25 protein-coding genes are annotated in these 25,257 nt (G+C 46.9%); 21 read left to right on the forward strand and 4 right to left on the reverse strand.

All coding sequences use genetic code 11. From position 1 onward, the window contains the following. Positions 1–214: 214 nt before the first annotated feature. The 3 genes from MHH76_RS05245 (at position 215) to MHH76_RS05255 (ending at position 2,663) form a co-directional block, all read left to right on the forward strand. Positions 215–1,015 carry a formate/nitrite transporter family protein gene (locus tag MHH76_RS05245; RefSeq protein WP_020450704.1) on the forward strand — a complete coding sequence of 267 codons (801 nt, stop codon included), beginning with the start codon at positions 215–217 and terminating at the stop codon, positions 1,013–1,015. Between the two features lie 356 nt (positions 1,016–1,371). After that, entirely contained in the window at positions 1,372–1,566 is a 195-nt protein-coding gene (locus MHH76_RS05250) for a hypothetical protein (RefSeq protein ID WP_035339117.1), read from the forward strand. Between the two features lie 185 nt (positions 1,567–1,751). Beyond that, a complete protein-coding gene (locus MHH76_RS05255) occupies positions 1,752–2,663 on the forward strand; it encodes an AEC family transporter (RefSeq protein WP_020450706.1) in 912 nt (303 codons plus the stop codon). Between the two features lie 65 nt (positions 2,664–2,728). Here the strand turns inward: MHH76_RS05255 and MHH76_RS05260 are convergent, their stop codons facing one another. Then, entirely contained in the window at positions 2,729–3,721 is a 993-nt protein-coding gene (locus tag MHH76_RS05260) for a zinc-binding dehydrogenase (protein ID WP_020450707.1), read from the reverse strand. 173 nt (positions 3,722–3,894) lie between these two features. On the opposite strand from MHH76_RS05260, the gene MHH76_RS05265 reads away from it, so the two are divergent. The 10 genes from MHH76_RS05265 to MHH76_RS05310 all read left to right on the forward strand — a co-directional run bounded on the left by MHH76_RS05265 (position 3,895) and on the right by MHH76_RS05310 (position 14,009). Then, on the forward strand, positions 3,895–4,452 hold the full coding sequence (locus tag MHH76_RS05265; protein ID WP_020450708.1) for a glycerol-3-phosphate responsive antiterminator: 558 nt from the start codon (positions 3,895–3,897) through the stop codon (positions 4,450–4,452). A gap of 226 nt (positions 4,453–4,678) precedes the next feature. Next, on the forward strand, positions 4,679–5,494 hold the full coding sequence (locus MHH76_RS05270) for an MIP/aquaporin family protein (RefSeq protein ID WP_023856503.1): 816 nt from the start codon (positions 4,679–4,681) through the stop codon (positions 5,492–5,494). Between the two features lie 44 nt (positions 5,495–5,538). Further along, complete coding sequence (gene glpK / locus MHH76_RS05275; RefSeq protein ID WP_023856504.1) at positions 5,539–7,029, forward strand: glycerol kinase GlpK; 1,491 nt, start codon at positions 5,539–5,541, stop codon at positions 7,027–7,029. Positions 7,030–7,174: 145 nt separating this feature from the next. Further along, on the forward strand, positions 7,175–8,842 hold the full coding sequence (gene glpD, locus MHH76_RS05280) for a glycerol-3-phosphate dehydrogenase (protein WP_023856505.1): 1,668 nt from the start codon (positions 7,175–7,177) through the stop codon (positions 8,840–8,842). A 184-nt stretch (positions 8,843–9,026) separates the two neighbouring features. Beyond that, positions 9,027–10,772, forward strand: coding sequence for a phospho-sugar mutase (locus tag MHH76_RS05285; protein WP_020450712.1), 1,746 nt, complete (start codon positions 9,027–9,029; stop codon positions 10,770–10,772). Between the two features lie 131 nt (positions 10,773–10,903). Further along, the gene (locus MHH76_RS05290) at positions 10,904–11,362 is read left to right on the forward strand and encodes a DUF6773 family protein (RefSeq protein ID WP_020450713.1); all 459 of its coding nucleotides are present in this window, start codon (positions 10,904–10,906) and stop codon (positions 11,360–11,362) included. A 21-nt stretch (positions 11,363–11,383) separates the two neighbouring features. After that, on the forward strand, positions 11,384–11,581 hold the full coding sequence (locus tag MHH76_RS05295; protein ID WP_020450714.1) for a helix-turn-helix transcriptional regulator: 198 nt from the start codon (positions 11,384–11,386) through the stop codon (positions 11,579–11,581). 118 nt (positions 11,582–11,699) lie between these two features. Next, positions 11,700–12,848 carry a GAF domain-containing sensor histidine kinase gene (locus MHH76_RS05300; RefSeq protein ID WP_020450715.1) on the forward strand — a complete coding sequence of 383 codons (1,149 nt, stop codon included), beginning with the start codon at positions 11,700–11,702 and terminating at the stop codon, positions 12,846–12,848. Beyond that, positions 12,836–13,486, forward strand: coding sequence for a response regulator transcription factor (locus MHH76_RS05305; protein ID WP_043054253.1), 651 nt, complete (start codon positions 12,836–12,838; stop codon positions 13,484–13,486). The genes MHH76_RS05300 and MHH76_RS05305 overlap by 13 nt, the downstream gene beginning before the upstream one ends. A 4-nt stretch (positions 13,487–13,490) precedes the next feature. After that, positions 13,491–14,009, forward strand: coding sequence for an NADPH-dependent FMN reductase (locus tag MHH76_RS05310; RefSeq protein ID WP_020450717.1), 519 nt, complete (start codon positions 13,491–13,493; stop codon positions 14,007–14,009). Between the two features lie 25 nt (positions 14,010–14,034). Here the strand turns inward: MHH76_RS05310 and MHH76_RS05315 are convergent, their stop codons facing one another. Next, on the reverse strand, positions 14,035–14,283 hold the full coding sequence (locus MHH76_RS05315) for a YhdB family protein (protein ID WP_003180102.1): 249 nt from the start codon (positions 14,281–14,283) through the stop codon (positions 14,035–14,037). A 203-nt stretch (positions 14,284–14,486) separates the two neighbouring features. Here MHH76_RS05315 and MHH76_RS05320 point away from each other — a divergent pair, with 203 nt between their 5' ends. Then, complete coding sequence (locus MHH76_RS05320; protein WP_020450719.1) at positions 14,487–14,807, forward strand: YqzG/YhdC family protein; 321 nt, start codon at positions 14,487–14,489, stop codon at positions 14,805–14,807. A 32-nt stretch (positions 14,808–14,839) separates the two neighbouring features. Here MHH76_RS05320 and nsrR read toward each other — a convergent pair whose 3' ends face one another. Then, positions 14,840–15,271: a nitric oxide-sensing transcriptional repressor NsrR gene (gene nsrR, locus MHH76_RS05325; RefSeq protein WP_020450720.1), complete on the reverse strand. Its 432-nt coding sequence runs from the start codon at positions 15,269–15,271 to the stop codon at positions 14,840–14,842. Between the two features lie 257 nt (positions 15,272–15,528). Between nsrR and hmpA the strand changes: the two genes are divergently transcribed. The 3 genes from hmpA (at position 15,529) to MHH76_RS05340 (ending at position 19,482) form a co-directional block, all read left to right on the forward strand. Continuing rightward, positions 15,529–16,743, forward strand: a complete 1,215-nt coding sequence (gene hmpA, locus MHH76_RS05330) for an NO-inducible flavohemoprotein (protein WP_020450721.1) — start codon at positions 15,529–15,531, stop codon at positions 16,741–16,743. 95 nt (positions 16,744–16,838) lie between these two features. Beyond that, positions 16,839–18,248 carry a SpoVR family protein gene (locus MHH76_RS05335; protein WP_020450722.1) on the forward strand — a complete coding sequence of 470 codons (1,410 nt, stop codon included), beginning with the start codon at positions 16,839–16,841 and terminating at the stop codon, positions 18,246–18,248. 406 nt (positions 18,249–18,654) lie between these two features. Next, on the forward strand, positions 18,655–19,482 hold the full coding sequence (locus tag MHH76_RS05340; RefSeq protein WP_026579990.1) for a C40 family peptidase: 828 nt from the start codon (positions 18,655–18,657) through the stop codon (positions 19,480–19,482). A 48-nt stretch (positions 19,483–19,530) separates the two neighbouring features. Here the strand turns inward: MHH76_RS05340 and MHH76_RS05345 are convergent, their stop codons facing one another. Next, on the reverse strand, positions 19,531–20,409 hold the full coding sequence (locus tag MHH76_RS05345) for a LysR family transcriptional regulator (RefSeq protein WP_025811806.1): 879 nt from the start codon (positions 20,407–20,409) through the stop codon (positions 19,531–19,533). Between the two features lie 110 nt (positions 20,410–20,519). Between MHH76_RS05345 and MHH76_RS05350 the strand changes: the two genes are divergently transcribed. The 4 genes from MHH76_RS05350 to MHH76_RS05365 all read left to right on the forward strand — a co-directional run bounded on the left by MHH76_RS05350 (position 20,520) and on the right by MHH76_RS05365 (position 25,247). Then, positions 20,520–21,611: a citrate synthase/methylcitrate synthase gene (locus tag MHH76_RS05350; RefSeq protein ID WP_025811804.1), complete on the forward strand. Its 1,092-nt coding sequence runs from the start codon at positions 20,520–20,522 to the stop codon at positions 21,609–21,611. 121 nt (positions 21,612–21,732) lie between these two features. Then, entirely contained in the window at positions 21,733–22,797 is a 1,065-nt protein-coding gene (locus tag MHH76_RS05355) for a PQQ-dependent sugar dehydrogenase (protein WP_035339111.1), read from the forward strand. Between the two features lie 82 nt (positions 22,798–22,879). After that, complete coding sequence (locus MHH76_RS05360; RefSeq protein WP_020450727.1) at positions 22,880–23,749, forward strand: SDR family oxidoreductase; 870 nt, start codon at positions 22,880–22,882, stop codon at positions 23,747–23,749. Positions 23,750–23,888: 139 nt separating this feature from the next. Continuing rightward, positions 23,889–25,247: a sodium-dependent transporter gene (locus MHH76_RS05365; RefSeq protein WP_020450728.1), complete on the forward strand. Its 1,359-nt coding sequence runs from the start codon at positions 23,889–23,891 to the stop codon at positions 25,245–25,247. Positions 25,248–25,257 lie beyond the last annotated feature (10 nt).

Raw genomic sequence — 25,257 nt, forward strand, 5'->3', positions numbered from 1 at the left:
TACAGTTATAGAAGGCAAAAGCAATGGAATGTATGCACGGACTGTATATATTCTCTTTCGATATCTTAATTCTGCTTGATTTTGTTGTATGGGTATGCATACAAGTTAGGCAGCATTCAAACGCCTGGTTGACACAGGTTATTTGAGTGCTGCCTTTTTTTATTGTCTTTCTGCCATAACTGTGAGAAAAGAAGAAATCATGGAGGGGTTTAGTATGGCTTTTCGAAAACCGGATGAAATAGCGGATGCGGCAATTGAAGCAGGAATGAAAAAAGTACAGCTCCCGCTGCCGGCTCTGCTTGTATTGGGGTTTTTAGGCGGCGCATTTATCGCGCTTGGGTACTTGCTTGATATCAGGGTAATCGGCGACCTGCCGAAAGAATGGGGAAGCCTGTCCAGCCTGATCGGAGCTGCCGTATTTCCTGTCGGTCTGATACTTGTGGTGCTCGCTGGCGCTGAATTGATCACAGGGAATATGATGTCCGTTGCGATGGCTTTATTTTCAAGAAAAATATCACTGAAACAATTGGCGGTTAACTGGGGAATCGTTACGATGATGAACTTAATCGGCGCACTGTTTGTTGCTTACTTTTTCGGACATTTGGTTGGATTGACTGAAACAGGCCCTTATTTAGAAAAAACGATCGCCGTTGCACAAGGAAAACTGGATATGAGCTTCGGCAAGGTTCTCATTTCCGGCATCGGCTGTAACTGGCTTGTATGTCTTGCGGTATGGCTTTCTTTCGGCGCCCAAGACGGAGCAGGAAAAATCCTTGGCATCTGGTTCCCAATTATGGCTTTTGTGGCCATCGGATTTCAGCACGTTGTCGCCAACATGTTTGTGATTCCCGCAGCCATTTTTGCAGGCTCGTTCACATGGGGGCAGTTTATCGGAAACATCATTCCGGCTTTTATCGGCAATGTCATTGGCGGAGCCGTGTTTGTCGGTCTCATTTATTTTATTGGATACCACAAGAAAGACCGCTCCAGACAAGAAATAAAGCGGGTATCATAAACAAAGGGCAAATCCATCCGATGAAACATACAAATGCCGTCCGTTTTTGGAAAAAGATGATGATGAAATGGGATTAGGCGGGTGTGCTTACAAAGTAAGAAAAAAGCAACGGAGCTGAACGACAATGAGACAGCAACGTCAACCTGAATGTGATACACAAGGAAAAGCTCATGGCTCATTCATCCTGCGGAAGAGTTCGTGTCCTTCCTTAACCAATGCTTATCGCACTCATTAAAATCGGAATAGACGGACATCCGCAACTCCCCGCAGACAGTAGAGGCATCGGTTGTCTTCTTTTGTCTGCGGTTTTTATTTGCCCGCGGAAAGGGGGGGGAGTGATATATGGAAGTTTCATGATGACAGTGAAAAAGGCAGTTACATTTGCCCAAACCAGCAAGACCGAAAAGGCTGCCGGTCATATAAAAATCCTGAAACATGCCGATTGCTTGAGCACTGCCAAGATCAAAGAACCGCCAGAAAGTCATCACCCGGCATATATGGGAGGCCCACAAAATCGTTTGTCTGTTTCAGGGAAAACAGAATGTGAGTGAACAAGTTCCCTCACAGCCGCATCCCAGAACATGAAGAAGATTGCCGCACACCTAGCCAAGCAGGGCCGGGTATACGGGAGCTCTTTTTCTGCAAACGGGCTGGAAACCCCGTTGAAAACAAACGGAATTTTCTATATGATTGATAGTATTAATGAGAACGGTTATACATAAAAAGAAGGTGCATCATGGAGTTTGTGCTTGTTTTACTGCCGGTTTTCGGGATATTTGCGATCGGGTTCATCGGACAAAAGCTGCTTCATTTTGATATTCAGAACCTATCTAAAATGTCCCTGTATTTAATGTCTCCGTTTTTAGCGTTTGATACGTTTTATGAGAACAAGCTGACGATGGATTATATCTATATGTCTGTCTATTGTCTCGGCCTCTGTTTCATTTTGATTCTATTTGTCTACCTCATTTCATATGTTCACGGGTATTCCAATCAGGAGCGATGCGCTCTCGTTTTATCATCCGCTTTCATGAATAACGGAAACTACGGCACTCCCGTCGTCCTGCTTGTCTACGGCACGGCCGGGCTTGATATCGCCGTTGTGCTGATGGTGCTTCAGCAGCTTGTCATGAGCACGATCGGCATATATTATGCAGCGAAAGGAAGCCCTGAAGCGGGCGGATTTAAAATTGTGATGACAAGGGTTATCCGGATGCCGGTCGCATACGGTGCGCTGCTCGGCATATGCTTTCAGCTGGGGCATATTTCGATTCCCGAACAGTTAATGACAGGAATTAAATTGGTAGGGGACGCCGCGATTCCGACGATCATGATTATTCTCGGCATGCAGCTTGCGGTGATCTCCTTTCAACATATCGAATACCGGAAAATTTCCTACTCGCTCTTGCTGAAATTATTCGTGTCTCCGCTCATTGCCTTGGGGTTTGCGCTGATTCTTCCCGTCGACGGACTGGTCAAACAGATCATGGTGTTGGCGGCCGCCATGCCGACGGCGGCGAATACAACTTTGATGGCGGTGCAGTTTGAAACAAAGCCGGAAATCGTTTCAAGCGCGACGTTTATCAGTACAATGCTCAGCATCGTCACCCTTCCGGTCGTGCTGTGGCTGCTTTCATTATGGGGCTGACCTCTTTTTTCGGTCAAAACCAAAAAACGGCGGCTGAGGACTGGCAAGCCGCCGTTCCCCAGAGGTTACCCGCCTATTTGCAATGCGATATTTCCAAACTGCTCCCCGTCTTTCATCCGTTTAAAGGCTGCAACCGCTTCTGATAAAGGAAACACTTGATCAAGCACCGGCTTAAGCGAATGGCGTTCGATAAAATCAATCATTTGCCGAAATTCTTCGAGGCTGCCCATCGAAGTGCCGATGATGCTGATTTGCGGGAAAAAGAGCGAGCGCAGCGGAAGCTGGATGCTGTCTCCCGAGCTGGCGCCGAAATTGATGATCCTTCCGTTCGGCTCGATGACATCGAAATAATTCGCAAAAGTTGCCGGGCCGATGCTGTCGAGGATCAAATCAACCCGTTCCCCGCCCAAGCTTTCTTTCCACAGGCCGCGGCTGTCCATTGCGAAGTCGGCTCCATAGCGGAGCGCTTCTTTTCTTTTTTCTTCGCTTCGGGAGGTTACAGTCACCCGCGCCCCCGCGGCCTTTGCCATGAGCAGCGCATTTGTGGCGACGCCTCCGCCGATTCCCGGTATTAAGACGTGTTCGCCTTTTTTCAAATGTCCTTTCGTAAATAACGCCCTGTAAGCAGTCAGAGCGGATAAAGGCAGGACGCCTGCTTCCTCCCAGGAAAGGTGCGCCGGCTTTTTCAACACGTGCTTCGCCGGGACGATGACATGCTCTGCGAAGGTTCCGTCAGATGGGCCGCCGAGAATGTCAGGTACTTGCGGAACAGAATCCGTATATTCCCAGCCGATGCTCGGATTGATGATCACCTCTGTATGAACGGCGAGGCCCTGAACACCTTCGCCTGTCTCTTCGATCGTGCCTGCTCCGTCGGAGCCGGGTATAAACGGGGCATCACCCGCTTCCCTGGATTGAAAGAGGAACAAGTCACGGTGGTTCAGCCCGGCCGCTTTCAGTCTGATTTTGACTTCACCCGGACCGGGCGTTTTGTCGGAAACATCTGTATATTTCAGCCCTGAAAGGCCCTTGATTCCTTCATGGATGATCGCTTTCATAAAAAATTCCCTCCATTCGAGTTGGTTGTGTTAAATTATGGACATGAATGAAGGTAAATGTAAAATGATTTGCCCGGGGACCGCGAGCGGCTTCTGTTTATAAAGGATTGCAATGAGGCGGAAATTCCATTAGTGTAATACAGAAGCAAGATAGCAAGTGAAGGAGATGGAACATGAGTTTTCACGATCAAAAAATTTTACCTGCGGTACGCAATATGAAGCAGTTTGATACATTCCTGGACAGCCCATTTTCATACGGGGTTCTGCTTGACATCCACCTTGGACAGCTGGGGGGTGTCATCAGCGCGGCCAGATCCCATGGGAAAAAAATGTTTGTGCACGTCGATTTGATCCAAGGAATTAAGCATGATGAATACGGTGCGGAATTCATTTGCCAGGAAATGAAGCCGGCGGGGATTCTTTCTACAAGATCAAGCGTTATTGCCAAAGCAAAGCAGAAGAAAGTGTATGCGATCCAGCGCATGTTTTTAATCGACACAAGCGCCATGAAGAAGAGTATTGAATTGGTGAAAAAGCACAGACCCGACTATATAGAAGTGCTTCCCGGAGTGGTGCCGGAACTGATCAAGGAAGTCAAAGAAAAAACCGGCATTCCGATCTTTGCGGGCGGGTTTATCCGTACTGAAAAAGACGTCGAGCAGGCGCTTGCAGCAGGGGCTTCCGCAGTCACCACCTCAGACACTGATTTATGGAAAAAATACTGGAAGTAAAAATTTAAAATGTGAAAAATTATTGACAACGCTTTCACTATACGATACGATTTTACTAAGTTAATACATTGTGACGGAGACCCGGAGACCACAGCAGTTCTTTACTCAATGATGTAAAGAAAGTTTGCTGTGTTTTTTTATGGTCTTATAGACACAGTGGAAAAGGTGAGCCTATGGTGTTCATCTTTAAAATAACACTTCATAATAGATTTTAGGAGGGATAGCCTTGACAGCATTTTGGGGGGAAGTTATCGGAACGATGCTGCTCATCGTCTTTGGAGCCGGAGTTTGTGCAGGAGTTAATTTGAAAAAATCGCTGTCCCATCAATCCGGATGGATTGTGATCGTCTTCGGCTGGGGGCTTGGCGTGGCCATGGCGGTATATGCCGTCGGCGGCATCAGCGGAGCGCATTTAAATCCCGCCGTTACATTGGGGCTGGCATTTGTCGGAGATTTTCCTTGGAAAGAAGTGCCTTCCTATATTTTGGGACAGATGATCGGCGCATTTTTAGGAGCGGTGCTCGTTTTTCTTCACTACTTGCCGCACTGGAAAGAAACCGAGGATCAAGGCGCGAAACTGGGAGTATTTTCGACAGGTCCGGCGATTCCAAATACATTTGCAAACCTGTTCAGTGAAACATTGGGGACTTTTGTTCTCGTTCTCGGACTTTTAGCGATCGGTGCAAACAAGTTTACTGACGGACTGAATCCGCTTGTTGTCGGATTTCTGATCGTGGCGATCGGGATCTCGCTCGGCGGAACAACAGGCTATGCGATTAATCCTGCCCGCGATCTGGGGCCGAGAATTGCCCACTTTGTCCTTCCGATTGCAGGCAAAGGGAGTTCAAATTGGAAGTACGCGTGGATTCCTGTTTTAGGACCGGCGCTCGGCGGTTCATTTGCAGGTGTTTTTTACAACGCCGCATTCAAAGGGCACATCACCAACACATTTTGGATTGTAAGCGTTATATTAGTTGTGATATTGTTAGGTTTCTATATTCATATGAAAAAACAGTCGGTTGATCAATCGGTCAACATTTAAAAAAAACGCAATCTTAACAGACATATAAGGGGGAGTTTTAAAAAATGGAAAAATACATTTTGTCTCTTGATCAAGGCACCACAAGCACAAGGGCGATTGTTTTCAACAAAGCAGGCGAAATCGTCCATATTGCGCAAAAAGAATTTCAACAATATTTTCCAAACCCCGGCTGGGTTGAACATAATGCAAATGAAATCTGGGGCTCGGTTCTGTCGGTGATCGCTTCTGCGCTTTCAGAATCGGGGATCGAAGCCGGACAAATTGCCGGAATCGGGATCACAAACCAGCGGGAAACGACCGTGGTTTGGGATAAACATACCGGCAAACCGGTCTACAACGCGATTGTGTGGCAGTCCCGCCAATCGGCGGAAATATGCCAGGAATTGAGAGAGAAAGGCTATGAAGAGACGATCAGAGAAAAAACAGGTCTTTTAATTGATCCTTATTTCTCAGGCACGAAGGTGAAATGGATTTTGGATCATGTGGAAGGGGCACGGGAGAAAGCTGAAAACGGCGACCTTCTCTTCGGTACGATCGATTCTTGGCTCATCTGGAAAATGTCCGGCGGAAAAGCGCATGTGACAGATTATTCAAACGCCTCAAGAACATTGATGTTCAACATCTATGACCTAAAATGGGATGATGAACTTCTCGATATTCTCGGCGTGCCGAAATCGATGCTTCCGGAAGTCAAGCCTTCATCGCATGTATACGCTGAAACGGTCGATTATCATTTCTTCGGCAAAAACATTCCGATTGCAGGTGCAGCCGGCGACCAGCAGGCAGCATTGTTCGGGCAGGCTTGCTTTGAAGAGGGAATGGTTAAGAACACGTATGGAACAGGCTGCTTTATGCTGATGAACACCGGCGAAAAAGCGATCAAATCAGAGCACGGCCTGCTGACGACAATCGCCTGGGGCATCGACGGAAAGGTGGAATATGCGCTGGAAGGCAGCGTCTTCGTCGCAGGTTCCGCTATTCAATGGCTCCGTGATGGGCTGAGAATGTTTAAAGACGCCAAAGAAAGTGAAAAATACGCTGTAAGAGCAGAATCTGCCGATGGTGTTTATGTGGTCCCTGCATTTGTAGGTTTAGGCACGCCTTATTGGGACAGCGATGTCCGCGGCGCTGTATTCGGACTGACCCGGGGTACGACGAAAGAGCATTTTGTCAGAGCAACGCTTGAAGCGCTTGCCTATCAAACGAAAGACGTGCTTGACGCAATGAAGGAAGACTCCGGGATCTCGGTGAAAACGCTGAGAGTCGACGGCGGAGCTGTCAAAAACAACTTCCTGATGGATTTTCAGGGCGACATTTTGGATGTCCCTGTAGAACGTCCTGAAATCAATGAAACAACAGCGCTCGGTTCAGCCTATTTAGCGGGCCTTGCCGTCGGCTTCTGGAGCGATCGTTCCGAGATTAAAGACCAATGGCAGCTTGACAAACGTTTTGAACCGAAAATGGAAGAAAAAGAGCGTGAGAGTCTGTACAGCGGGTGGAAGAAAGCTGTAAATGCAGCTAGGGCTTTTAAATAAGCCGCATGTATGTTACAATCTAATTAAGTTAATAGAAACGGTTGGAGAAGAGGAGAGACCGCAGGCACCAAAGCAGTATCAGCGCTTTGGATGTTTGTGGTCTCTTTTTCTATTTTTTACCGTGACAACAAGGGAGGACATGAACATGGAATCATTATTTTCAAGCCGTAAACGGGACGATATTTTACAGAATATGACGAAGCAGAAGTATGACGTGTTTATTATCGGCGGAGGGATTACAGGTGCAGGGACGGCATTGGACGCCGCATCGCGCGGAATGAAAACGGCGCTTTGCGAAATGCAGGACTTTGCGGCCGGAACGTCAAGCCGCTCCACGAAACTCGTACACGGCGGACTTCGCTATTTAAAGCAATTTGAAGTGAAAATGGTAGCTGAGGTCGGCAAAGAGCGGGCGATCGTCTATGAAAACGGGCCGCATGTGACAACGCCCGAATGGATGCTGCTTCCGATGCATAAGGGAGGCACTTTCGGCAAATTCAGCACGTCAATCGGACTGAGGGTGTACGACTTTTTAGCAGGCGTCAAAAAAGCTGAGCGGAGGAGCATGCTGAATGCCGAAGAAACGCTTCAAAAAGAGCCGCTCGTGAAAAAGAACGGTCTGAAAGGCGGCGGCTATTATGTCGAATACCGGACGGATGACGCCAGGCTGACGATCGAAGTCATGAAAGAAGCGGTTAAATTCGGAGCCGAGGCTGTCAATTATGCGAAAGTAAGCGATTTTATTTATGAAAATGGCAAGGTCACCGGCGTGGTCATTGAAGACGTCTTCACGAAAAAAACATACCGCGTCCACGCGAAAAAAATCGTCAATGCCGCGGGTCCGTGGGTTGACCGTCTGCGGGAAAAAGACCATTCAAAAGAAGGCAAACACCTTCAGCATACAAAAGGCGTGCATCTTGTTTTTGATCAATCGGTCTTTCCTTTAAAACAAGCCGTTTATTTTGATACACCCGACGGCCGCATGGTGTTCGCGATTCCGAGAGACGGTAAGGCATATGTCGGCACAACGGACACCGTCTACAACGAGGATCTGGAACATCCTCGAATGACGACTGCAGACAGGGATTATGTCATTAATGCCATCAACTATATGTTCCCTGAACTGGGAATCAAGGCCGAGGATGTCGAATCAAGCTGGGCTGGGCTCAGACCGCTGATTCATGAAGAAGGAAAAGACCCATCCGAGATTTCCCGGAAAGATGAGATCTGGACTTCTGAATCCGGACTGATCACGATTGCCGGCGGAAAGCTGACCGGCTACAGAAAAATGGCTGAGCATATCGTTGATCTTGTCAGAGACCGATTAAAAGAAGAGGGCGGCAGAGACTTCGGTCCTTGCAGAACAAAAACGATGCCGATCTCAGGCGGCCATATCGGCGGCTCCAAAAATCTCGAGGATTTTATTCGAGCGAAAGCAGCCGAAGGGATCAAGGCTGGACTGTCCGAAGAGACGGCCAGACAGATCGCCGCACGATACGGTTCGAACGCAGACCGCCTGTTTGATCGTGTTCCATCCCTAAAAGATGAAGCAGCAGAACGCCGCATTCCTGTCCATGTACTGGCAGAAATGGATTACGGGATCGAGGAAGAAATGGCTGCCGTCCCGGCAGACTTCTTCGTGCGCAGAACGGGTGCGCTGTTCTTTGACATCAATTGGGTCCGCACTTACAAAGACAGCCTTACGGACTACATGAGCGAGAAGCTGAACTGGGATGGCGAAACGAAGGCCCGGCATGTCCAGGTCTTGGAAGGACTTCTTCACGACGCTGTTGTCCCGCTGGAAAGCAGATAATTGATCGGGTCAAATGACCTTGATGAAATTTCGTTAAAAATCAATCGAATGGCCTAACGTGAGGCTGTCTTGATCAGGCAGCCTCATTTTTGTCGTTCGGCATGCTAAATTTGGACAAAGCGGCTGTTTGTCGATATGATAAAAGAAAAGCTGCAATTATTTAGCTGGAATATTGGAGGTAATCATGAGCTGGAGAACGAGCTATGAACGCTGGAGAAACAGAGAAAACTTAGATTCCGAATTAAAATCGCTTCTTCTGGAAGCTGAAGGAAATGAAAAAGAATTAGAGGATTGCTTTTATAAAAAACTTGAGTTTGGTACAGCCGGCATGCGCGGAGAGATCGGACCCGGTCCGAACCGCATGAACGTTTATACGGTTCGCAAAGCATCGGCGGGCCTTGCCGCATACATAGGAGCGAACGGCGAAGAAGCAAAAAAGCGCGGCGTTGTGATCGCGTACGATTCCCGCCACAAATCGCCTGAATTCGCAATGGAAGCTGCTAAAACGCTCGCAGAAAACGGCGTTCAAACGTACGTGTTTGACGAACTGTGCCCGACACCTGAACTTTCCTTTGCGGTAAGAGAACTGAATGCGTTTGCAGGTATTGTCATCACGGCGAGCCATAACCCGCCTGAATACAACGGCTATAAAGTCTACGGAGAGGACGGCGCGCAGCTTCCGCCTGCTGATGCCGACAAACTCATCGGCTATGTCAATGCGATTGAAAACGAACTGGAGATCGAAGCCGGCGATGAAGCTGCTTTAACCGAAAAAGGGCTGATCAAAATAATCGGCGAGGAAATCGATCAAGCGTATCTTGATAAACTGACATCGATTTCTGTCAATCCTGATCTGGCAAAGGAAACTGAAGTCAAAGTCATTTTCACCCCGCTGCACGGCACGGCAAACAAATCCGTAAGACGCGGCTTGAAAGCTCTCGGATATGAACATGTCACAGTCGTCCCTGAACAGGAGCTGCCTGACCCTGACTTTTCGACCGTGTCTTCTCCTAATCCGGAAGAGCACGCCGCTTTTGAATATGCGATCAGGCTCGGAGAAGAAAAAGGAGCCGATATTCTGATCGGAACCGATCCCGACGCGGACCGCCTCGGCGTCGCTGTAAAGGATCAAGAAGGCCGCTACACGGTGCTGACAGGAAATCAAACCGGCGCGCTGCTTTTGCATTATCTGCTATCGCAAAAACAGCAGAAAGGCACGCTGCCTGATAACGGAGTCGTTCTGAAAACGATTGTGACGAGCGAAATGGGGCGCGACATCGCCGCTTCTTTCGGACTTGACACGATCGACACGCTGACCGGCTTTAAATTCATCGGAGAAAAAATCAAACAATTTGAAGCATCGGGCGAATACGCTTTCCAATTCGGTTATGAGGAAAGCTACGGCTACTTGATCGGCGATTTCGCAAGAGACAAGGATGCCGTCCAGGCCGCACTGCTCGCCGTTGAAGTATGCGCCTTCTATAAAAAGCAGGGAAAATCGCTGTATGACGGGCTCCTCGAATTGTATAAATCGTTCGGCTTCTATAGAGAAGGCTTGAAGTCCCTGACCTTAAAAGGAAAAGAGGGAGCGGAGCAAATCGCAGCCATCCTCAGCACATTCAGAGAACAGCCGCCTCTTTCCATCGCCGGAAAAGACGTTGTATCCGCAGAAGACTATTTGACAGGGAAGCGGACGCTGCTGAAGGAAAACAAAACAGAAACGATCGATCTGCCGACATCCAATGTTTTGAAATATTTCCTTGAAGACGGCTCATGGTTCTGCCTCCGTCCATCTGGCACAGAGCCTAAAGTGAAATTTTATTTCGCGGTCAAAGGCCGAACAAATGAAGACAGTGAAGCGCTTCTCCATCAATTGACAGATGAAGTGATGAAAAAAATCGATGATATTGTAAAAGCGACTTCAAATTGATAATTGCTGAAAACCCGCCTTGCTACACGGCGGGTTTTCAATTTTTATTGATAAGCGGCAATACATGATGTAATATATACTTAACAATAAGTCAGATATAAATTGCATCTTGAAAGGGGAAAATGGCTGACATGAAATGGATCAAAACCGGGGATGAATACGTAGAAAAGAAAATGACGCAATTTTTTAGCGAAGCCGGTACGATCGTCGCTGCTATATTATTTTTGGATGTGATCATCCGGGGCTTCATTTTAGGAAGACCGTCATCCGAATACATTATCAGCGCCATCGGTTTTGCAGTCTATGCAGGCTGGATATTGTTTCGCTATCTTTTGTCGGGGTTTGAATATCCGGAGATCGCAAGTCAAGCAGCGTACAGGAAAAAAAGAAAAGAAATCACAGCCCTCAGCCTCGCTTCCGGCCTCATATTTGCCATTTTAGCGCTTATCTTTACCGGCATACCGGAACATCTCGGCAGTTGGGTTGACTTTATTGTCATGGTGATGTTGTTTGTATTTATTCATTTTCTGATCAACTTTATCTCGTTGCGCAAATCCTTTCGGAAAAATCAAGATCTATTAGATGATTAAATGAAAACGGCGGGTGAGCATATGGTTAACCGGGTCAAACTCGCCCGGATCGAAAAGTCTTTGACACAAGCCCAGCTTGCCGAGCGGGTCAATGTGACAAGGCAGACGATCGGGCTGATCGAAAAAAATAAATACAATCCGACATTGCACCTTTGCATCGCGATTGCAAAGGCGCTGGATAAAACGCTTGATGAATTGTTTTGGGAAAAAGAAGCTTAACGATTCGCTTTGTCCCTTCTCGGTCAAAAGTCTTAGAAAAGTTCATCTCATGAGAGCGGCTTTTTTTTAGCAAATATCGATATAATAAAAGAAACTCCGGTTTAAGGGGATGAAGCTTTTGCGGGAAGACACGCAGTTTGAAAAATTGAAAACGCTCAAAGAAATAGCGGAAACGTTAAACGAAGGGAACTATCTAAAAGAAACGCTTCATGCTGTTTTAAAAAAGCTGCTCCGCTTAACAGGGCTCAAAACGGCGTGGCTGTTTCTGATCGATGAAAAGGGGAACTTTGAACTGGCCGCTTCGGTCCGCCTGCCCCAGGCGCTTTCTTACCGGCACAACCGTTTATTATGCGAAGGAAGCTGCTACTGTCTTGAACAATATAGGGACGAAAAGCTGGACAGGGCGAAAAATATCATCCATTGCCGGCGGATTACGACGGCTATGAAACAGAAAACTGGAGATCCGGAAGGTATCACACACCATGCAACCGTCCCGCTCAGCGACCAGAAGAAACGGTTCGGTTTACTGAACGTTGCGGCTCCGGGCAAAATTCATTTCAGCCGCGGAGAACTGGCGCTTCTCGAAGCTGTAGCTCTGCAAATCGGAATGGCGATCAAACGGATGCGGCTTGCTGAACAACAGCAAAAACACATGCTGCTGACCGAAAGAAACAGATTGGCTCAGGACTTGCATGATTCCGTCAATCAAATGCTTTTTTCGCTTAGCTTGACCGCTAAAGCGGCGGGTGAAATGACAGACCAGCCTGAGATCAGGGAAATGCTCGAGTTTATGCAACATCTTTCTCATGAAGCGCTGCTTGAGATGCGGGCGTTAATTTGGCAGCTCAGGCCCCAGGGCTTGGAAGAAGGGTTGGCGGCGGCACTTGAAAAATATGCGGAAGTGCTCGGCCTTCAGGTGATGTTCAAGCTCAGCGGTGTGCTCCGTCTACCGCCTTCTGTTGAGGAATTGATGTGGCGGCTGAGCCAGGAAGCTCTCAACAATTGCAAAAAGCATGCCGGTGCAAGCCGCATACAAGTGAAAATCGATGTATTCCAGTCGTCTGCCGTCTTGGAAATCGAAGATGACGGCAAAGGGTTTCAGTACGATCCTGACGCGGGGCTTCCGACGCTTGGGCTGAAAGGAATGAAGGAGCGGACGGAAAAAGCGGGCGGCACGTTTTTGATCAACTCCGCAATCGGTAAGGGGACGAAAATCCGGGCGGTTTTGCCTTTGAAGGAGAAGGGGGAGGCAGGATGGAACAGGTGAAAATCATCATTGCCGATGATCATCATATTGTCAGAAAAGGCCTCTTGTTTTTTTTCAAAACAAAAAGCGATTTTGACGTTGTCGGAGGGGCATCGACAGGAATCGAGGCGCTCGATGTCTTGCGAAAACGGGAAGCAGACATCGTATTAATGGATTTATCAATGCCTGAAATGGACGGAATTGAGGCGACTAAGCGAATAAAAAAAGAATATCCGTCTGTCAAAATCATAGCGCTGACAAGCTATGCGGACGAAAGCTATGTGATTCCCGCCATCCAGGCGGGAGCCTCTGCCTATCAGCTGAAAGACGCCGAGCCTGATGAACTTGTCGAGACGATACGCGCTGTTTATGGAGGGAAATACTCCTTGGATCCAAGCATCATGTCCCACGTCTTTCACCATGTGTCACAGGCTGATGAGAAAGAAAAAATACATCAATTGACAAATAGAGAAAAAGATGTTTTATTGGAAATTACAAAAGGGAAAAGCAACAAGGAAATTGCCACATCTTTATTTATCAGCGAAAAAACAGTGAAAACCCATGTATCCAATCTGCTGTCAAAGCTAGGCTTATCCGATCGCACGCAAGCCGCGCTCTTTGCAGTAAAACACGGACTACAACAAAATGACGGGAGATGAGCAAATGAAAATAACCGTAATCAGCGGAACCGCGAGAAAACAAGGCAGAACGCGGATCGCCGCTTCCTATATCGCCCGCACGTATCAGGCGGAGCTTATCGATTTAAGCGAGTTCATCCTACCGATTTTCAACGGAGATGAAGAGCAGAGCTCGCTGGAAAATGTCCAAAAACTGAAAGCTTCGGTCAAAGAAGCAGATGCTGTCGTTTTATTATCTCCCGAATACCACAGCGGTATGAGCGGCGCTTTGAAAAATGCGCTCGATTTTTTAAGCAATGAACAGTTCTCGGGCAAACCGGTGGCGCTTTTTGCTTGTGCAGGAGGCGGCAAAGGCGGGATGAACGCGCTCGCCAATATGCGCATTGTCGCGCGCGGCGTTTATGCGAACGTCATCACAAAGCAGCTTGTGCTCGATCCGATTCATATTGATGAGGAACACCAAACGGTTACTGAAGCAGCCAAAGCCAATATCAAAAATGTAATGGAAGAGCTTCTGCTCTTTGCCGAATTTCAAAAAGCCTGACGCCGATTAGAGCGCCAGGCTTATTTTACGTAAAAACAAGCACGCCGTTTTCGTGTTCGTGTCCCGAAAATGAGGCGTGATCAATGTACTGCAGCAGATCATAAAGCCTTTTCTCAACAATGGCGTCATCTCTTTCAAAATTGTAGGCGTGTAAAAAATGTTCGATCCGCTTTGATAATAAATCGTCTTCTGTCCGCACCATCAGGATCAGCAGGTTGTCCCACTGCGAGCGGTGCGTATAGTACAAAGCTTTGTCATAATCAGCGTAATTCAATTTCGCCACTCTCCCTTCTTTCTGAGGAGTCATGATTATTTTATGTGGCGGGTTGTTTTTTTCTCCGGGCAAAACTTGGTCTCCTTTGTTTGGCGGCCTAGAAATATGAGGATGGTATACGCTAGACCGCGAAAAATGTCTGCATGACATTCGCCATTTCCGGTCAAGCTAACGTATGTACAATACATGCGGAGCGAATGGAAATGAAAAAACGATATTGCACGTACTTTTTTTGCATACTAACGCTTTTATCATTCCCGGCGAAAAGCCACTTTCAAGCAGGTGTTTCCGATGCGCCTGAACGGTGGGAGAGAATCGCCTGGAGCGCGCTTGAAGAAAAATACGAAGGCGCAAAGTTCGAGGATTATGAATATTTAGGGCGCACACAAGTCAATGATGAAGAGACAAAAGATGTCTTCAGGGTAACCGTCAATCAGGAAGGCAAATCATTTTCGGCGCACGCCGAGGTGTATTTTCACCCGGTGACCAATGCGATCATCAATGTGAATATTTTTACCTTATAGCAAAAAAAAAACGAAGGAAGCGGCTTCCTTCGTTAACTCAATAATTTACGTATATGGTCCTGATTAATGATAATATCCTGCAGAGTGTATTGATCCAATACGTCCAAATAGGCGGAAAGGGCTTTGTTTAAAACATGCTTTAATCCGCAGATCGGAGAAAGTATACAATGGTTTTTTTCACCGTTAAAACACTCGACAAGGTTAAAATCATCTTCTGTATGTCTTATGACTTCACCGATATTAATCAGTTCAGGCGCTTTTCCGAGACGAATCCCGCCGTTGCGGCCCCGAATCGTTTCAACGTAGCCAAGCTTGCCAAGCTCGTAAATCACCTTCATAAGGTGGTTTTTTGAAATGGAATAAGAATCGGCGATGTCTTTAATATTGACAAGCTCGTTTGAGTTTTTGGTTGCTAGAAAAATCAGTACCCTCAATGAGTAATCCGTATAATTTGTTAATTTCATCGCATGACCTCAATCAAACAAGTTTCCATTATCTTATCACATTTGCCTTCGGTTATGAGGGTGGAGCGGAAATTGTTACAAAAATATAAAACATTCCTTGAAAATATTGCTTTAATTCCATTAAAAGTCTAGTATAAAGATGTATCTTAAATACATCTTTAATCAAAAGTAACAGTCCCATTTAAAAAAGATCTTATTGCACCTTTAAAGATGTATTTCAAATACATTTTTAAAGTGACTGGAGAGGAGAAAGCGTTATGCTATCTGAAAAAACCATGCAAATTGTCAAATCGACCGCCCCTGTTTTAAAAGAAAAGGGAACAGAGATCACCACTTGTTTTTACAAGCGGATGTTTAATGCGCACCCTGAATTGAAAAATATCTTCAACATGTCCCGCCAGCAAACCGGCGGACAGCCGAAAGCTTTGGCTTTTACTGTTTTGCAGGCGGCTGAGAACATCGACCGGCTCGGAGACCTGCTGCCGGTTGTCAAACAAATCGGACATAAACACAAAAGTTTGCATGTGAAACCAGAGCACTATCCTATTGTCGGTCAGCACCTATTGGAAGCCATTGAAATCGTGCTCGGCGAAGCTGCGACAGAGGACATTCTCCAGGCATGGGCAGAAGCCTATGAAGAGATCGCCCGCGTATTTATTGAAGTCGAAAAACAAATGTATGAAGAAGACAAAAAGCAGGATGGAAACTGGGAAGGATTTAAACCGTTTGTCATCATGGATAAGCGGGTCGAATCCGCTACGATTACTTCCTTTTATTTGAAGCCTGCCGATGGAACGGATTTGCCCGCTTTCAGTCCCGGACAGTACGTATCTGTCCGCATTAAAATTCCCGGCGAACCATATTTCTTAACAAGGCAGTACAGCTTGTCAGATGCCTGGAATAAAGACTACTACCGCATTTCAGTCAAACTGGAAGCGGAGGAAGGGCAACCGGTCGGAAGGGTATCAAGCTATCTGCATGAGAACATGGAAATCGGGGGCAGCTTGGAAGTGAGCGCTCCGGCCGGAGACTTCACCCTTTCCGAAGGAACGGATCGTCCGGTTTACTTCATCAGCGCCGGATCAGGCATCACGCCTGTCATGAGCATGGTGCAAACATTGGCACAAAAAGAAAGCAGCCGCGAGATCACATTCGTGCACGCTGCAAAATCTGAACAGCATCACGCTTTCAAGGAAGAAACGGAAAAGCTGCTCGGCGCCAATTCGGCGAACCGTCTCCTGTTTGTCTACAGCAGGGATGCTGAAGCGACGGAAGATCATACTGTAAAAGGCCGGGTGAATGAAGAGCTTTTGAAATCGATCGTGAAAGATCCAAATGGCGAATTTTATGTATGCGGCCCGCTTTCATTTATGAAAAGCGTGATTGAAGGATTGCAAAATCTGGGCGTTTCGATGGAAAACATCCGCTATGAGAGCTTTGCTTCATCCCTTGACATGCAAATAGCGAACTGACCAAAGAGGCAGCTGTCAAACCGACAGCTGCCTTTCATCTTTTCAAAACCCGGCTCATACAATAAAGAGAAGTCCAACCGGGGGGGATTTGAGTATTGAGCATACGGGAGCAAAAAGAGCTGCAGCGGGCGATAGCAGAAATTACGGAGATCGCGGAAGGATTCGGCCTGGATTTTTATCCGATGAGATATGAAATTTGTCCGGCTGAAATCATTTATACATTCGGCGCATACGGGATGCCGACAAGATACAGCCACTGGAGTTTCGGCAAGCAATTTCACAAAATGAAGCTTCACTATGACTTTGGCTTGAGCAAAATATATGAGCTTGTCATTAATTCAAATCCGTGTTACGCGTTTTTGCTGGACAGCAATTCATTGATTCAAAATAAGCTGATTGTCGCACACGTCCTGGCTCATTGTGATTTCTTTAAAAATAACTGTCGTTTTCAAAATACGAAGCGCGATATGGTTGAAAGCATGTCGGCGACAGCAGAGCGGATTAAACATTATGAGACGGTCCACGGTTCAAAAGAAGTCGAAGCATTTCTCGATGCGGTGCTGGCGATTGAAGAACACATTGACCCTTCGCTCGTAAGGCCGAAGCTGTCGTGGAGCATAGATGACGAAGAGGAAGAAGAAACAGACGCGCCGCCCACTCTTTATGACGACCTCTGGGAACTGGATCACAAAGGATCGAAAGAGAAGAAGAAAAGGACGAAAAAAAAGTTTCCGCCGAAGCCGGAAAAAGACATTCTGCTGTTCATTGAAGAACATTCGCGGGAGCTGGAACCTTGGCAGCGCGACATCTTAACGATGATGAGAGAGGAAATGCTGTATTTCTGGCCGCAGCTTGAAACGAAAATCATGAATGAAGGATGGGCGTCCTATTGGCATCAGCGAATCATCCGCGAGCTTGAGCTGACATCAAGTGAAGCGATCGAATTCGCCAAGCTCAACGCGGGAGTGGTTCAGCCGTCCAAAACGGGCATCAATCCTTATTATCTCGGATTGAAAATATTTGAGGACATAGAGGAGCGCTACAACAACCCGACAGAAGATATGAAGAAGATGGGTGTAAAGCCGAACTCGGGGAGAGAAAAAATATTTGAAGTCAGGGAGATCGAATCAGACATTTCATTTATCAGAAACTATTTAACGAAAGATCTCGTGATGCGGGAAGATCTCTACTTGTTTCAAAAACAGGGAAGGGATTATAAAATCGTTGACAAGGATTGGGAGGCTGTGCGCGATCAGCTTGTCAGCATGAGAGTCAACGGAGGATTTCCTTATTTGACAGTTGAGGACGGAGATTACTTAAAGAACAATGAATTATACATTAAGCATTGGTATGAAGGGATCGAACTCGATTTAAAGTATCTTGAAAAAGTTCTGCCTTACCTTCACCAGCTATGGGGAAGAAGCGTGCATGTCGAAACCGTGCTCGAAGATAAGCCCGTCATGTTTTCCTATGATGGAAAGGCTGTCCATCGCAGATATTTATAAAAAGTTTCAGGCTGCATTCGGGCAGCCTTTTTTATTTTAAAGCGCAACGACGACCGTCACTATGCCAAATAAAAGAATGTTTGTCCAGTTTTATAAGTTAATCATAAAAATGTAAAATAAAGGATTTAATACTCTTTCTAAAATTGTAATTTTGGCTCCCGGAAAGTGCGAAAATGTAGTATTTAAGTTACCTTTGAAATGTAAATGAAATATTATCTACCCTTAAAAACTTTTTTTAAAAACGAATAATTAAGGAATTTGACATAGTAAGTCAAGACTATACCTGATGGAATTCCCTCCTTATAATAGAAACAGAGGAAGGGCTGAAGCAGCCGTTCTCAAAAAAAATGAAACTGCTAATTTTCGCCTTTAAAAATATAAAATATTCTGCTATTGGGAGGACAACATGAAAAAACAAGTCATAACAGCAGCATCAGCGGTTGTTTTAGGATCAACTTTATTTGCGGGAGCGGCTTCCGCGCAAACCATAACGGTGAAAAAAGGGGATACGTTATGGGGATTTTCGAAGAAGTACGGTACAAGTATCAGCAAGATTAAACAGGAAAACAAGCTGAAATCCGATATCATTTACATAGGGCAGAGGTTGTCGATCAATGGAAGCAGTTCATCGTCTGCAAAAGCGTCGCAAGCTTCATCAGCTACGCATAAAGTGGTCAAGGGAGACAGCCTTTGGAAAATTTCTCGGACATACGGCATGACCGTCAATGAACTGAAGTCTCTGAATGGTTTAAAAACAGATTTAATCCGGATTGGACAAGTATTAAAAGTTAAAGGGACGAAAAGCGTAAAAGCTGCATCAACAACAAAGCCTTCTTCTTCAAGCAAAACAAGTAAGGCACCTGCGCAAACCTCTTCAGCGCTGAATACGTCAAAGCTTGTTTCAGATGCAAAAGCCCTTATCGGAACGCCTTATAAATGGGGCGGAACATCTACATCAGGATTTGACTGCAGCGGATTTGTCTGGTACATCCTCAATAAACAGACAAATGTGGCGAGAACGAACACAGCCGGTTACTGGAATTCGATGAAGAGCGTATCAAGCCCTGCAGTAGGTGATTTCGTATTCTTCACGACATATCAGCCGGGACCTTCGCATATGGGGGTTTACATCGGAAACAATCAATTCGTTCATGCCGGTTCTGACGGCGTAACGATCAGCGATATGACAAACAGCTATTGGAAGCCCCGCTATCTTGGAGCAAAACGCTTCTAATGTTGCAGGGACAAGCCCGTTCATCATGATGAACGGGTTTTTTTTCGTTTAGAAACGGAACTCGGCTAAAAACGCTAAAAAGTGTTCGACCTTCTCATTATCTTTCAGACTAATTGCATATCCCCCTGCAACAGGAAGCTTCATGAAATCGCACGGCACCTCTATTAATCTTCCTTCCATCAGCTCGCGGCGCACAGTCGACAGCGGCAAAAATGATATACCGAGTCCTTCTGAAATAAATCGTTTCGTAATATGCGTTTGGCTTACGAGCATTGTTCTGACGAACGGAAATTTGATCCTCAGCTGCCTGACGAGGTCGTCCCAGTATTCGGGGTGATTATGGGTCAACAGCAAATATTCTTCAAGCAAATCTTCGACATCGAGCGGCGGCGCTTGTTCTGAATCGCGGCCGTCATGAGGGGCGACCAAAATCACGGGATCGCTGTACATGGAATAGCAGTTCAGGTTTGACGATTGCACGTTTAAGCAGCTTAAACCGATATCTGCATGGCCGGCTGAAATCAGGGGAGCGATTTCAGCTGATTCGGCGATCTTTACTTTGATCTCCGAATTCGGATGCAGCGCTGTGTATTTTTTTAATACAAATGGGAGAATCGTATCGGCGATAAGCGGTGAAACCGCTAGATTCAATGTCTGCGAATAGCCCTGTCTGATTCTGTGAAGCTCTGCCATGCTCGATTCATAGTCTTCCAGCAGGCGAAGGGCGAAAGGAAGGTAAGCGCGGCCTTCTTTCGTTAAATGAATGCTTCTTCCTTTGCGGGTGAACAGCTGGCACCCGAGTTCTTCCTCAAGCAGTTTAATTTGAACGGTGACGGTCGGCTGAGAAATAAATAAGGTTTCCGCCGTCTTTCTGAAATTTTCGTATTTTGCGGCAGTAACAAAGGTATGAAGCCATTTAAAATCCATTGCAGTCCTCCTGATTAATTTTGTTAATCAAAGACATCAATATAATTCAATATTTTTTAAATATTATATCAACTATAATGATATTTACAAAGGAAAAAGGAGGAATTGATATGGTTTATCATGGATTAAAAGGGATTACTTGTGTTGAAACAGCCATCAGCCGCATTGACGGTGAAGAGGGAAAGCTGATCTACAGAGGGTACAATGCTGATGAACTGGCGCTTACATCCACATTTGAAGAAGTCGCTTATCTGATACTCAACGGGTCATTTCCGACGGAAGCGGAACTCAGCCAATTCAATGAGATGCTCGCTTCATTCCGTGTGCTGCCAGAAGCATGCGAGCGATTGATCCGCAGCCTTCCTGCCGAATTAGACGATATGGCGGTTCTTCGCACGGCCGTTTCTTCATTCGGGGATAAATCGTTTGCGTTCAAGCCGACAATGGAGCAGGCTCTCAGACTGATAGCAGCCGCCCCGTCGATTATCGCCTTCAGAAAAAGGCTGACTGATGGCAAAGAGCCTGTTCAGCCGCTGGATGAGCTTGGCTTTGTGGAACATTATTTTTACATGCTGAAAGGAAAGCGCCCGACAGAAGCTCAGAAAAAAGCGCTCGAAACGTACATGATTCTTGCGATGGAACACGGCATGAACGCTTCAACCTTTTCGGCAAGGGTTACGGTGTCTACGGAATCCGATCTTGTTTCTGCCGTCACATCTGCACTTGGCACAATGAAAGGACCTTTGCACGGCGGAGCGCCGTCAGCGGTTACCGATATGCTGGAAGGCATCGGGGAAAAACAGCACGCAGAAAGCTATATAAGAGAGAAGCTTGAAAAAGGCGAGAGACTGATGGGATTTGGACACCGCGTCTATAAAACGCATGATCCGAGAGCGAAGGCTTTAAGGGTGAAAGCTGAGGAAATTGCCGGGGGCGACCGGGATATCGACCTTGCTCTTCATGTTGAAAATACGGCGATCCGCCTTTTGGAAGAATACAAACCGGGGCGCAAGCTTTATACGAATGTCGAATTTTACGCAGCGGCTGTCATGAAGGCGATCGATTTTGATGCCGCATTGTTTACCCCTACTTTTTCGGCAGCGAGAATGGTCGGCTGGTGCGCCCATGTGCTGGAGCAGGCTGATAACAACATGATTTTCAGGCCGTCGGCTAAATATATCGGGGAATTGGTTTCTCAGTAATGCGGACACACGCCTTCTCAGCGAAGGGCGTGTTTTTTAATAGATTTTTGTATGTTTAAGTAGGGAATTATGCCGGTGTTCTTGAATGTATTCATCAAGAAAATCCTTTAAGGGGGAGACGATGAAAAAAGGATTCCTGATGTTGATCATGCTGTTTTTTCTGAGTGCATGCTCGGAAGGCCGGGATTTTGATGCTGAAAATGAAGCGGCGGCGACAAAAGAAGGCGGAAGCGGCGCCGAGGTCATCGCAGAGCGCTTGGATGTACCTTGGACGATCGCTCACACTGGCGGGATTTTTTTCATTACCGAAAGAAACGGGGGAATCGTATCCATTGCCGAAGGCAAAAAGGAGCGCATGCAGCTTCAGCTGAAAAAGCCCGTTCATCAAGAAGGGGAAGGCGGGCTGCTCGGATTTGTGCTCCATCCTGATTTTAAAAACAATCAGGAGGCATACGTTTACCATACATACAAAGACGGGAGCCATCTGAAAAACCGGATCGTAAAATTGACGCTTGACCGTCTTACTTGGACGGAAACGGAGGAGCTGCTTGCCGATTTGCCAGGAGGCGTGATTCATAACGGCGGCCGGATGGCGATCGGGCCCGATCAAAAGCTGTACATCACGACAGGTGATGCGGGGGAAAGGGAATGGGCCCAGCAGCCTGAAAAGCTGGCGGGGGTGATTTTAAGGATGGAGCTTGATGGTGCGGTCCCTGCTGATCAGCCTTTTCGCTCGTCTTATGTATACAGCTTTGGACACCGGAATCCGCAAGGCCTCGCATGGATCGGCCGGCAGCTTTACAGCTCCGAACACGGGCAGTCTGAACATGATGAAGTGAACAAAATTGAACCCGGAGCCAATTATGGCTGGCCGGTGATTGAGGGAAGCGATGAGAAGCGGGGAATGAAAGCGCCGCTCATCCATTCGGGAGAAAAAACGTGGGCCCCATCCGGTTTAGCGCAGAAAGGGGATGTCCTCTATATGGCCGGGCTGCGGGGAGAGGGGGGTTTCCGGGTCGATCCTGCGGAAGCCAAAGCGGTCAAATGGCTTGGCGGATACGGCAGAATCAGAGATGTAAAAGTAATCGGAGATGATCTGTATTTCATTACGAACAATGGCGACGGAAGAGGCGAAAAAAAACAGACAGATGACCGGCTCATCCGCGTGCCTCTGTCTGACCAGTAAACATGTCTCGCTGAGTTCTTGCGTTTAAGGATGCCGGAATCGTGGTAACTGTGCACTAAACAATGGTGAAGAGGTGAGACGAATGAATCCGGCAAACAGACAGACGGATGGACAGAAAGCGCAAAAACAAGAAAAACAACCCGGGGCTGAGCACAAGATGGTGCCCCTTCCGCTCTCGGAAGATCGTGACTACAAAGGAAGCGGCAAATTAAAAGGAAAAACCGCCATTATTACCGGAGGAGACAGCGGAATCGGCAGAGCGGCCGCCATTGCATACGCCAAAGAAGGTGCGGACATTGCCGTCATGTACTTGGACGAACACAAGGATGCCGAGGAAACGAAAGAACGAATCGAACAGGAAGGCGCAAAATGCCTCTTGATTCCCGGAGATGTCGGGGATGAAGCACATTGCAAAACATCTGTCGAAAAAGCGGTGAATCACTTTGGCGGACTCGACATTCTTGTCAACAACGCTGCCGAACAGCATCCGCAAAAAGGGATCGAAGATATTTCGACCGAACAGCTTGAACAAACGTTCAGAACGAATATTTTCTCCATGTTTCACATGACAAAAGCCGCGCTCCCGCATTTAGGGGAAGGAAGCGCGATTATCAATACCGCATCGATCACAGCTTATGAGGGCAGTCCGGCGCTGATTGACTATTCGAGCACAAAGGGTGCGATTGTCGCGTTTACCCGTTCGATGGCTGCATCCCTTGTCAAAAAAGGAATACGCGTCAACGCGGTAGCGCCGGGGCCCATTTGGACGCCGCTCATTCCGGCTACTTTTTCGCCGGAAAAAACGGAAAAACACGGTACAAATACGCCGATGGGAAGGCCCGGACAGCCTTCTGAACACGCTGCGGTGTATGTTCTGCTCGCTTCAGACGATTCTTCTTATATGACAGGACAGACGATCCACATCAACGGCGGAAGATATGTGACGACATAACCTTTCAACCGGCTGCTATTGTAAGGCAGTCGGTTTTTTCTGTTTGTTTTTTTCGGAAAAATAAGAATTTGAAAGATCACTTTCAAAAAAGCTGCCCCGTAAGAGATAATAGAAACAGAAAGAGAAAGGATGTGTATGAATGAGCGATCGCAGAATGACAGCAAAATGGGCATCCAAACTTGGATTTGTTCTCGCTGCAGGGGGATCCGCCATCGGCCTGGGGGCGATTTGGAAGTTTCCCTATGTGGCTGGAACGAGCGGAGGAGGCGCATTTTTCCTTGTATTTGTCCTATTTACGATCCTGCTGGGATACCCCTTGCTTTTGGGGGAATTTATATTAGGCCGAAAAAGCCAATCGGATGCTATCGGCACCTATCAAAAAATAGCGCCGGGGACGCCTTGGGTGATCACAGGCTGGATCGGAATCGCCGCCTGCTTCCTTGTTCTGTCGTTTTACAGTGTGATCGGCGGCTGGATTTTGCTTTATATCATCAAAGCAGTAACCGGTTCATTGTCGGGTCTCACGCAGGACGGATACGGGGAGCTCTTCGGTTCGATCATCCAAGATCCGCTGCAGACACTGGCAGCGCAGCTTGCGTTTATCATCATGACGATCCTCGTCGTGGCGAAGGGTGTGCAAAAAGGAATCGAGCGCGTCAGTTCGATTATGATGCCGCTATTATTTATTTTATTTATTGCGCTCGTTTTAAGGGCTCTGACGCTTGAGCATGCGATCGACGGCGTGCGTTTTCTGCTTGTGCCCGATTTTGGCAGCCTGACGCCGCAGGCGATTCTTTTTGCGCTCGGACAAGCTTTCTTTACGTTGACGCTTGGCGTATCTGTGATGGTAACGTACAGCTCCTATTTGTCAAAGTCACAAAACCTTCCGAAGTCGGCGGTCTCGATCGTGATCATGAACCTTGCCGTCACGCTGCTTGCCGGTTTGGCGATTTTTCCGGCCGTCTTTTCATTCGGGCTTCAGCCCGATCAGGGTCCGACTTTATTATTTACGGTTCTGCCGGCAGTTTTTGACCGGCTTCCATTCGGGATGCTGTTTTTTATCGGATTTTTGACGGCCTTTTTATTTGCTGCCCTGACTTCGGCTTTTTCGATGATTGAGATCATTGTTGCCGCTATTACAAAAGGCGATCAAACAAAAAGGGGAAAATGGACGTGGGCGATCGGCCTTTTGATTTTTGCCGTCGGCATTCCTTCCTGCTTGTCTTACGGAGTGCTCGATGAGCCGTTCATTTTTAAGAAGACGTTTTTTGATGCGGCGGATTATGTCGTCAGCAATATTTTGCTGCCGCTTGGCGCGCTTTTTATTTCGATTTTTATTCCGCTGAAATTGTCCAAACACGATCTATATGAAGAAATGAAGAGCGGATCAAAAGCGGGGAAAGGCTTTTTTATCGTGTGGTTTTATCTTCTCCGTTTCCTTGTGCCGCTTGCAATTGTACTTGTCTTTTTAAATTTAATCGGAGTGTTTTCATTTTAAAAGATCAGGA

The sequence above is a fragment of the Bacillus sp. FSL L8-0193 genome, assembly GCF_037976065.1.
Classification (GTDB): Bacteria; Bacillota; Bacilli; order Bacillales; family Bacillaceae; genus Bacillus; species Bacillus paralicheniformis.

Coding starts and splice junctions, on each gene's coding strand:
- MHH76_RS05340 (WP_026579990.1), top strand. CDS start 18,655: ATGAAAAAACAAGTCATAACAGCAGCATCAGCGGTTGTTTTAGGATCA.
- MHH76_RS05295 (WP_020450714.1), top strand. CDS start 11,384: ATGGTTAACCGGGTCAAACTCGCCCGGATCGAAAAGTCTTTGACACAA.
- MHH76_RS05305 (WP_043054253.1), top strand. CDS start 12,836: ATGGAACAGGTGAAAATCATCATTGCCGATGATCATCATATTGTCAGA.
- MHH76_RS05360 (WP_020450727.1), top strand. CDS start 22,880: ATGAATCCGGCAAACAGACAGACGGATGGACAGAAAGCGCAAAAACAA.
- MHH76_RS05350 (WP_025811804.1), top strand. CDS start 20,520: ATGGTTTATCATGGATTAAAAGGGATTACTTGTGTTGAAACAGCCATC.
- MHH76_RS05285 (WP_020450712.1), top strand. CDS start 9,027: ATGAGCTGGAGAACGAGCTATGAACGCTGGAGAAACAGAGAAAACTTA.
- MHH76_RS05345 (WP_025811806.1), bottom strand. CDS start 20,409: ATGGATTTTAAATGGCTTCATACCTTTGTTACTGCCGCAAAATACGAA.
- MHH76_RS05365 (WP_020450728.1), top strand. CDS start 23,889: ATGAGCGATCGCAGAATGACAGCAAAATGGGCATCCAAACTTGGATTT.
- glpD (WP_023856505.1), top strand. CDS start 7,175: ATGGAATCATTATTTTCAAGCCGTAAACGGGACGATATTTTACAGAAT.
- MHH76_RS05355 (WP_035339111.1), top strand. CDS start 21,733: ATGAAAAAAGGATTCCTGATGTTGATCATGCTGTTTTTTCTGAGTGCA.
- nsrR (WP_020450720.1), bottom strand. CDS start 15,271: ATGAAATTAACAAATTATACGGATTACTCATTGAGGGTACTGATTTTT.
- MHH76_RS05320 (WP_020450719.1), top strand. CDS start 14,487: ATGAAAAAACGATATTGCACGTACTTTTTTTGCATACTAACGCTTTTA.
- hmpA (WP_020450721.1), top strand. CDS start 15,529: ATGCTATCTGAAAAAACCATGCAAATTGTCAAATCGACCGCCCCTGTT.
- MHH76_RS05250 (WP_035339117.1), top strand. CDS start 1,372: ATGACAGTGAAAAAGGCAGTTACATTTGCCCAAACCAGCAAGACCGAA.
- glpK (WP_023856504.1), top strand. CDS start 5,539: ATGGAAAAATACATTTTGTCTCTTGATCAAGGCACCACAAGCACAAGG.
- MHH76_RS05310 (WP_020450717.1), top strand. CDS start 13,491: ATGAAAATAACCGTAATCAGCGGAACCGCGAGAAAACAAGGCAGAACG.
- MHH76_RS05255 (WP_020450706.1), top strand. CDS start 1,752: ATGGAGTTTGTGCTTGTTTTACTGCCGGTTTTCGGGATATTTGCGATC.
- MHH76_RS05290 (WP_020450713.1), top strand. CDS start 10,904: ATGAAATGGATCAAAACCGGGGATGAATACGTAGAAAAGAAAATGACG.
- MHH76_RS05265 (WP_020450708.1), top strand. CDS start 3,895: ATGAGTTTTCACGATCAAAAAATTTTACCTGCGGTACGCAATATGAAG.
- MHH76_RS05260 (WP_020450707.1), bottom strand. CDS start 3,721: ATGAAAGCGATCATCCATGAAGGAATCAAGGGCCTTTCAGGGCTGAAA.
- MHH76_RS05245 (WP_020450704.1), top strand. CDS start 215: ATGGCTTTTCGAAAACCGGATGAAATAGCGGATGCGGCAATTGAAGCA.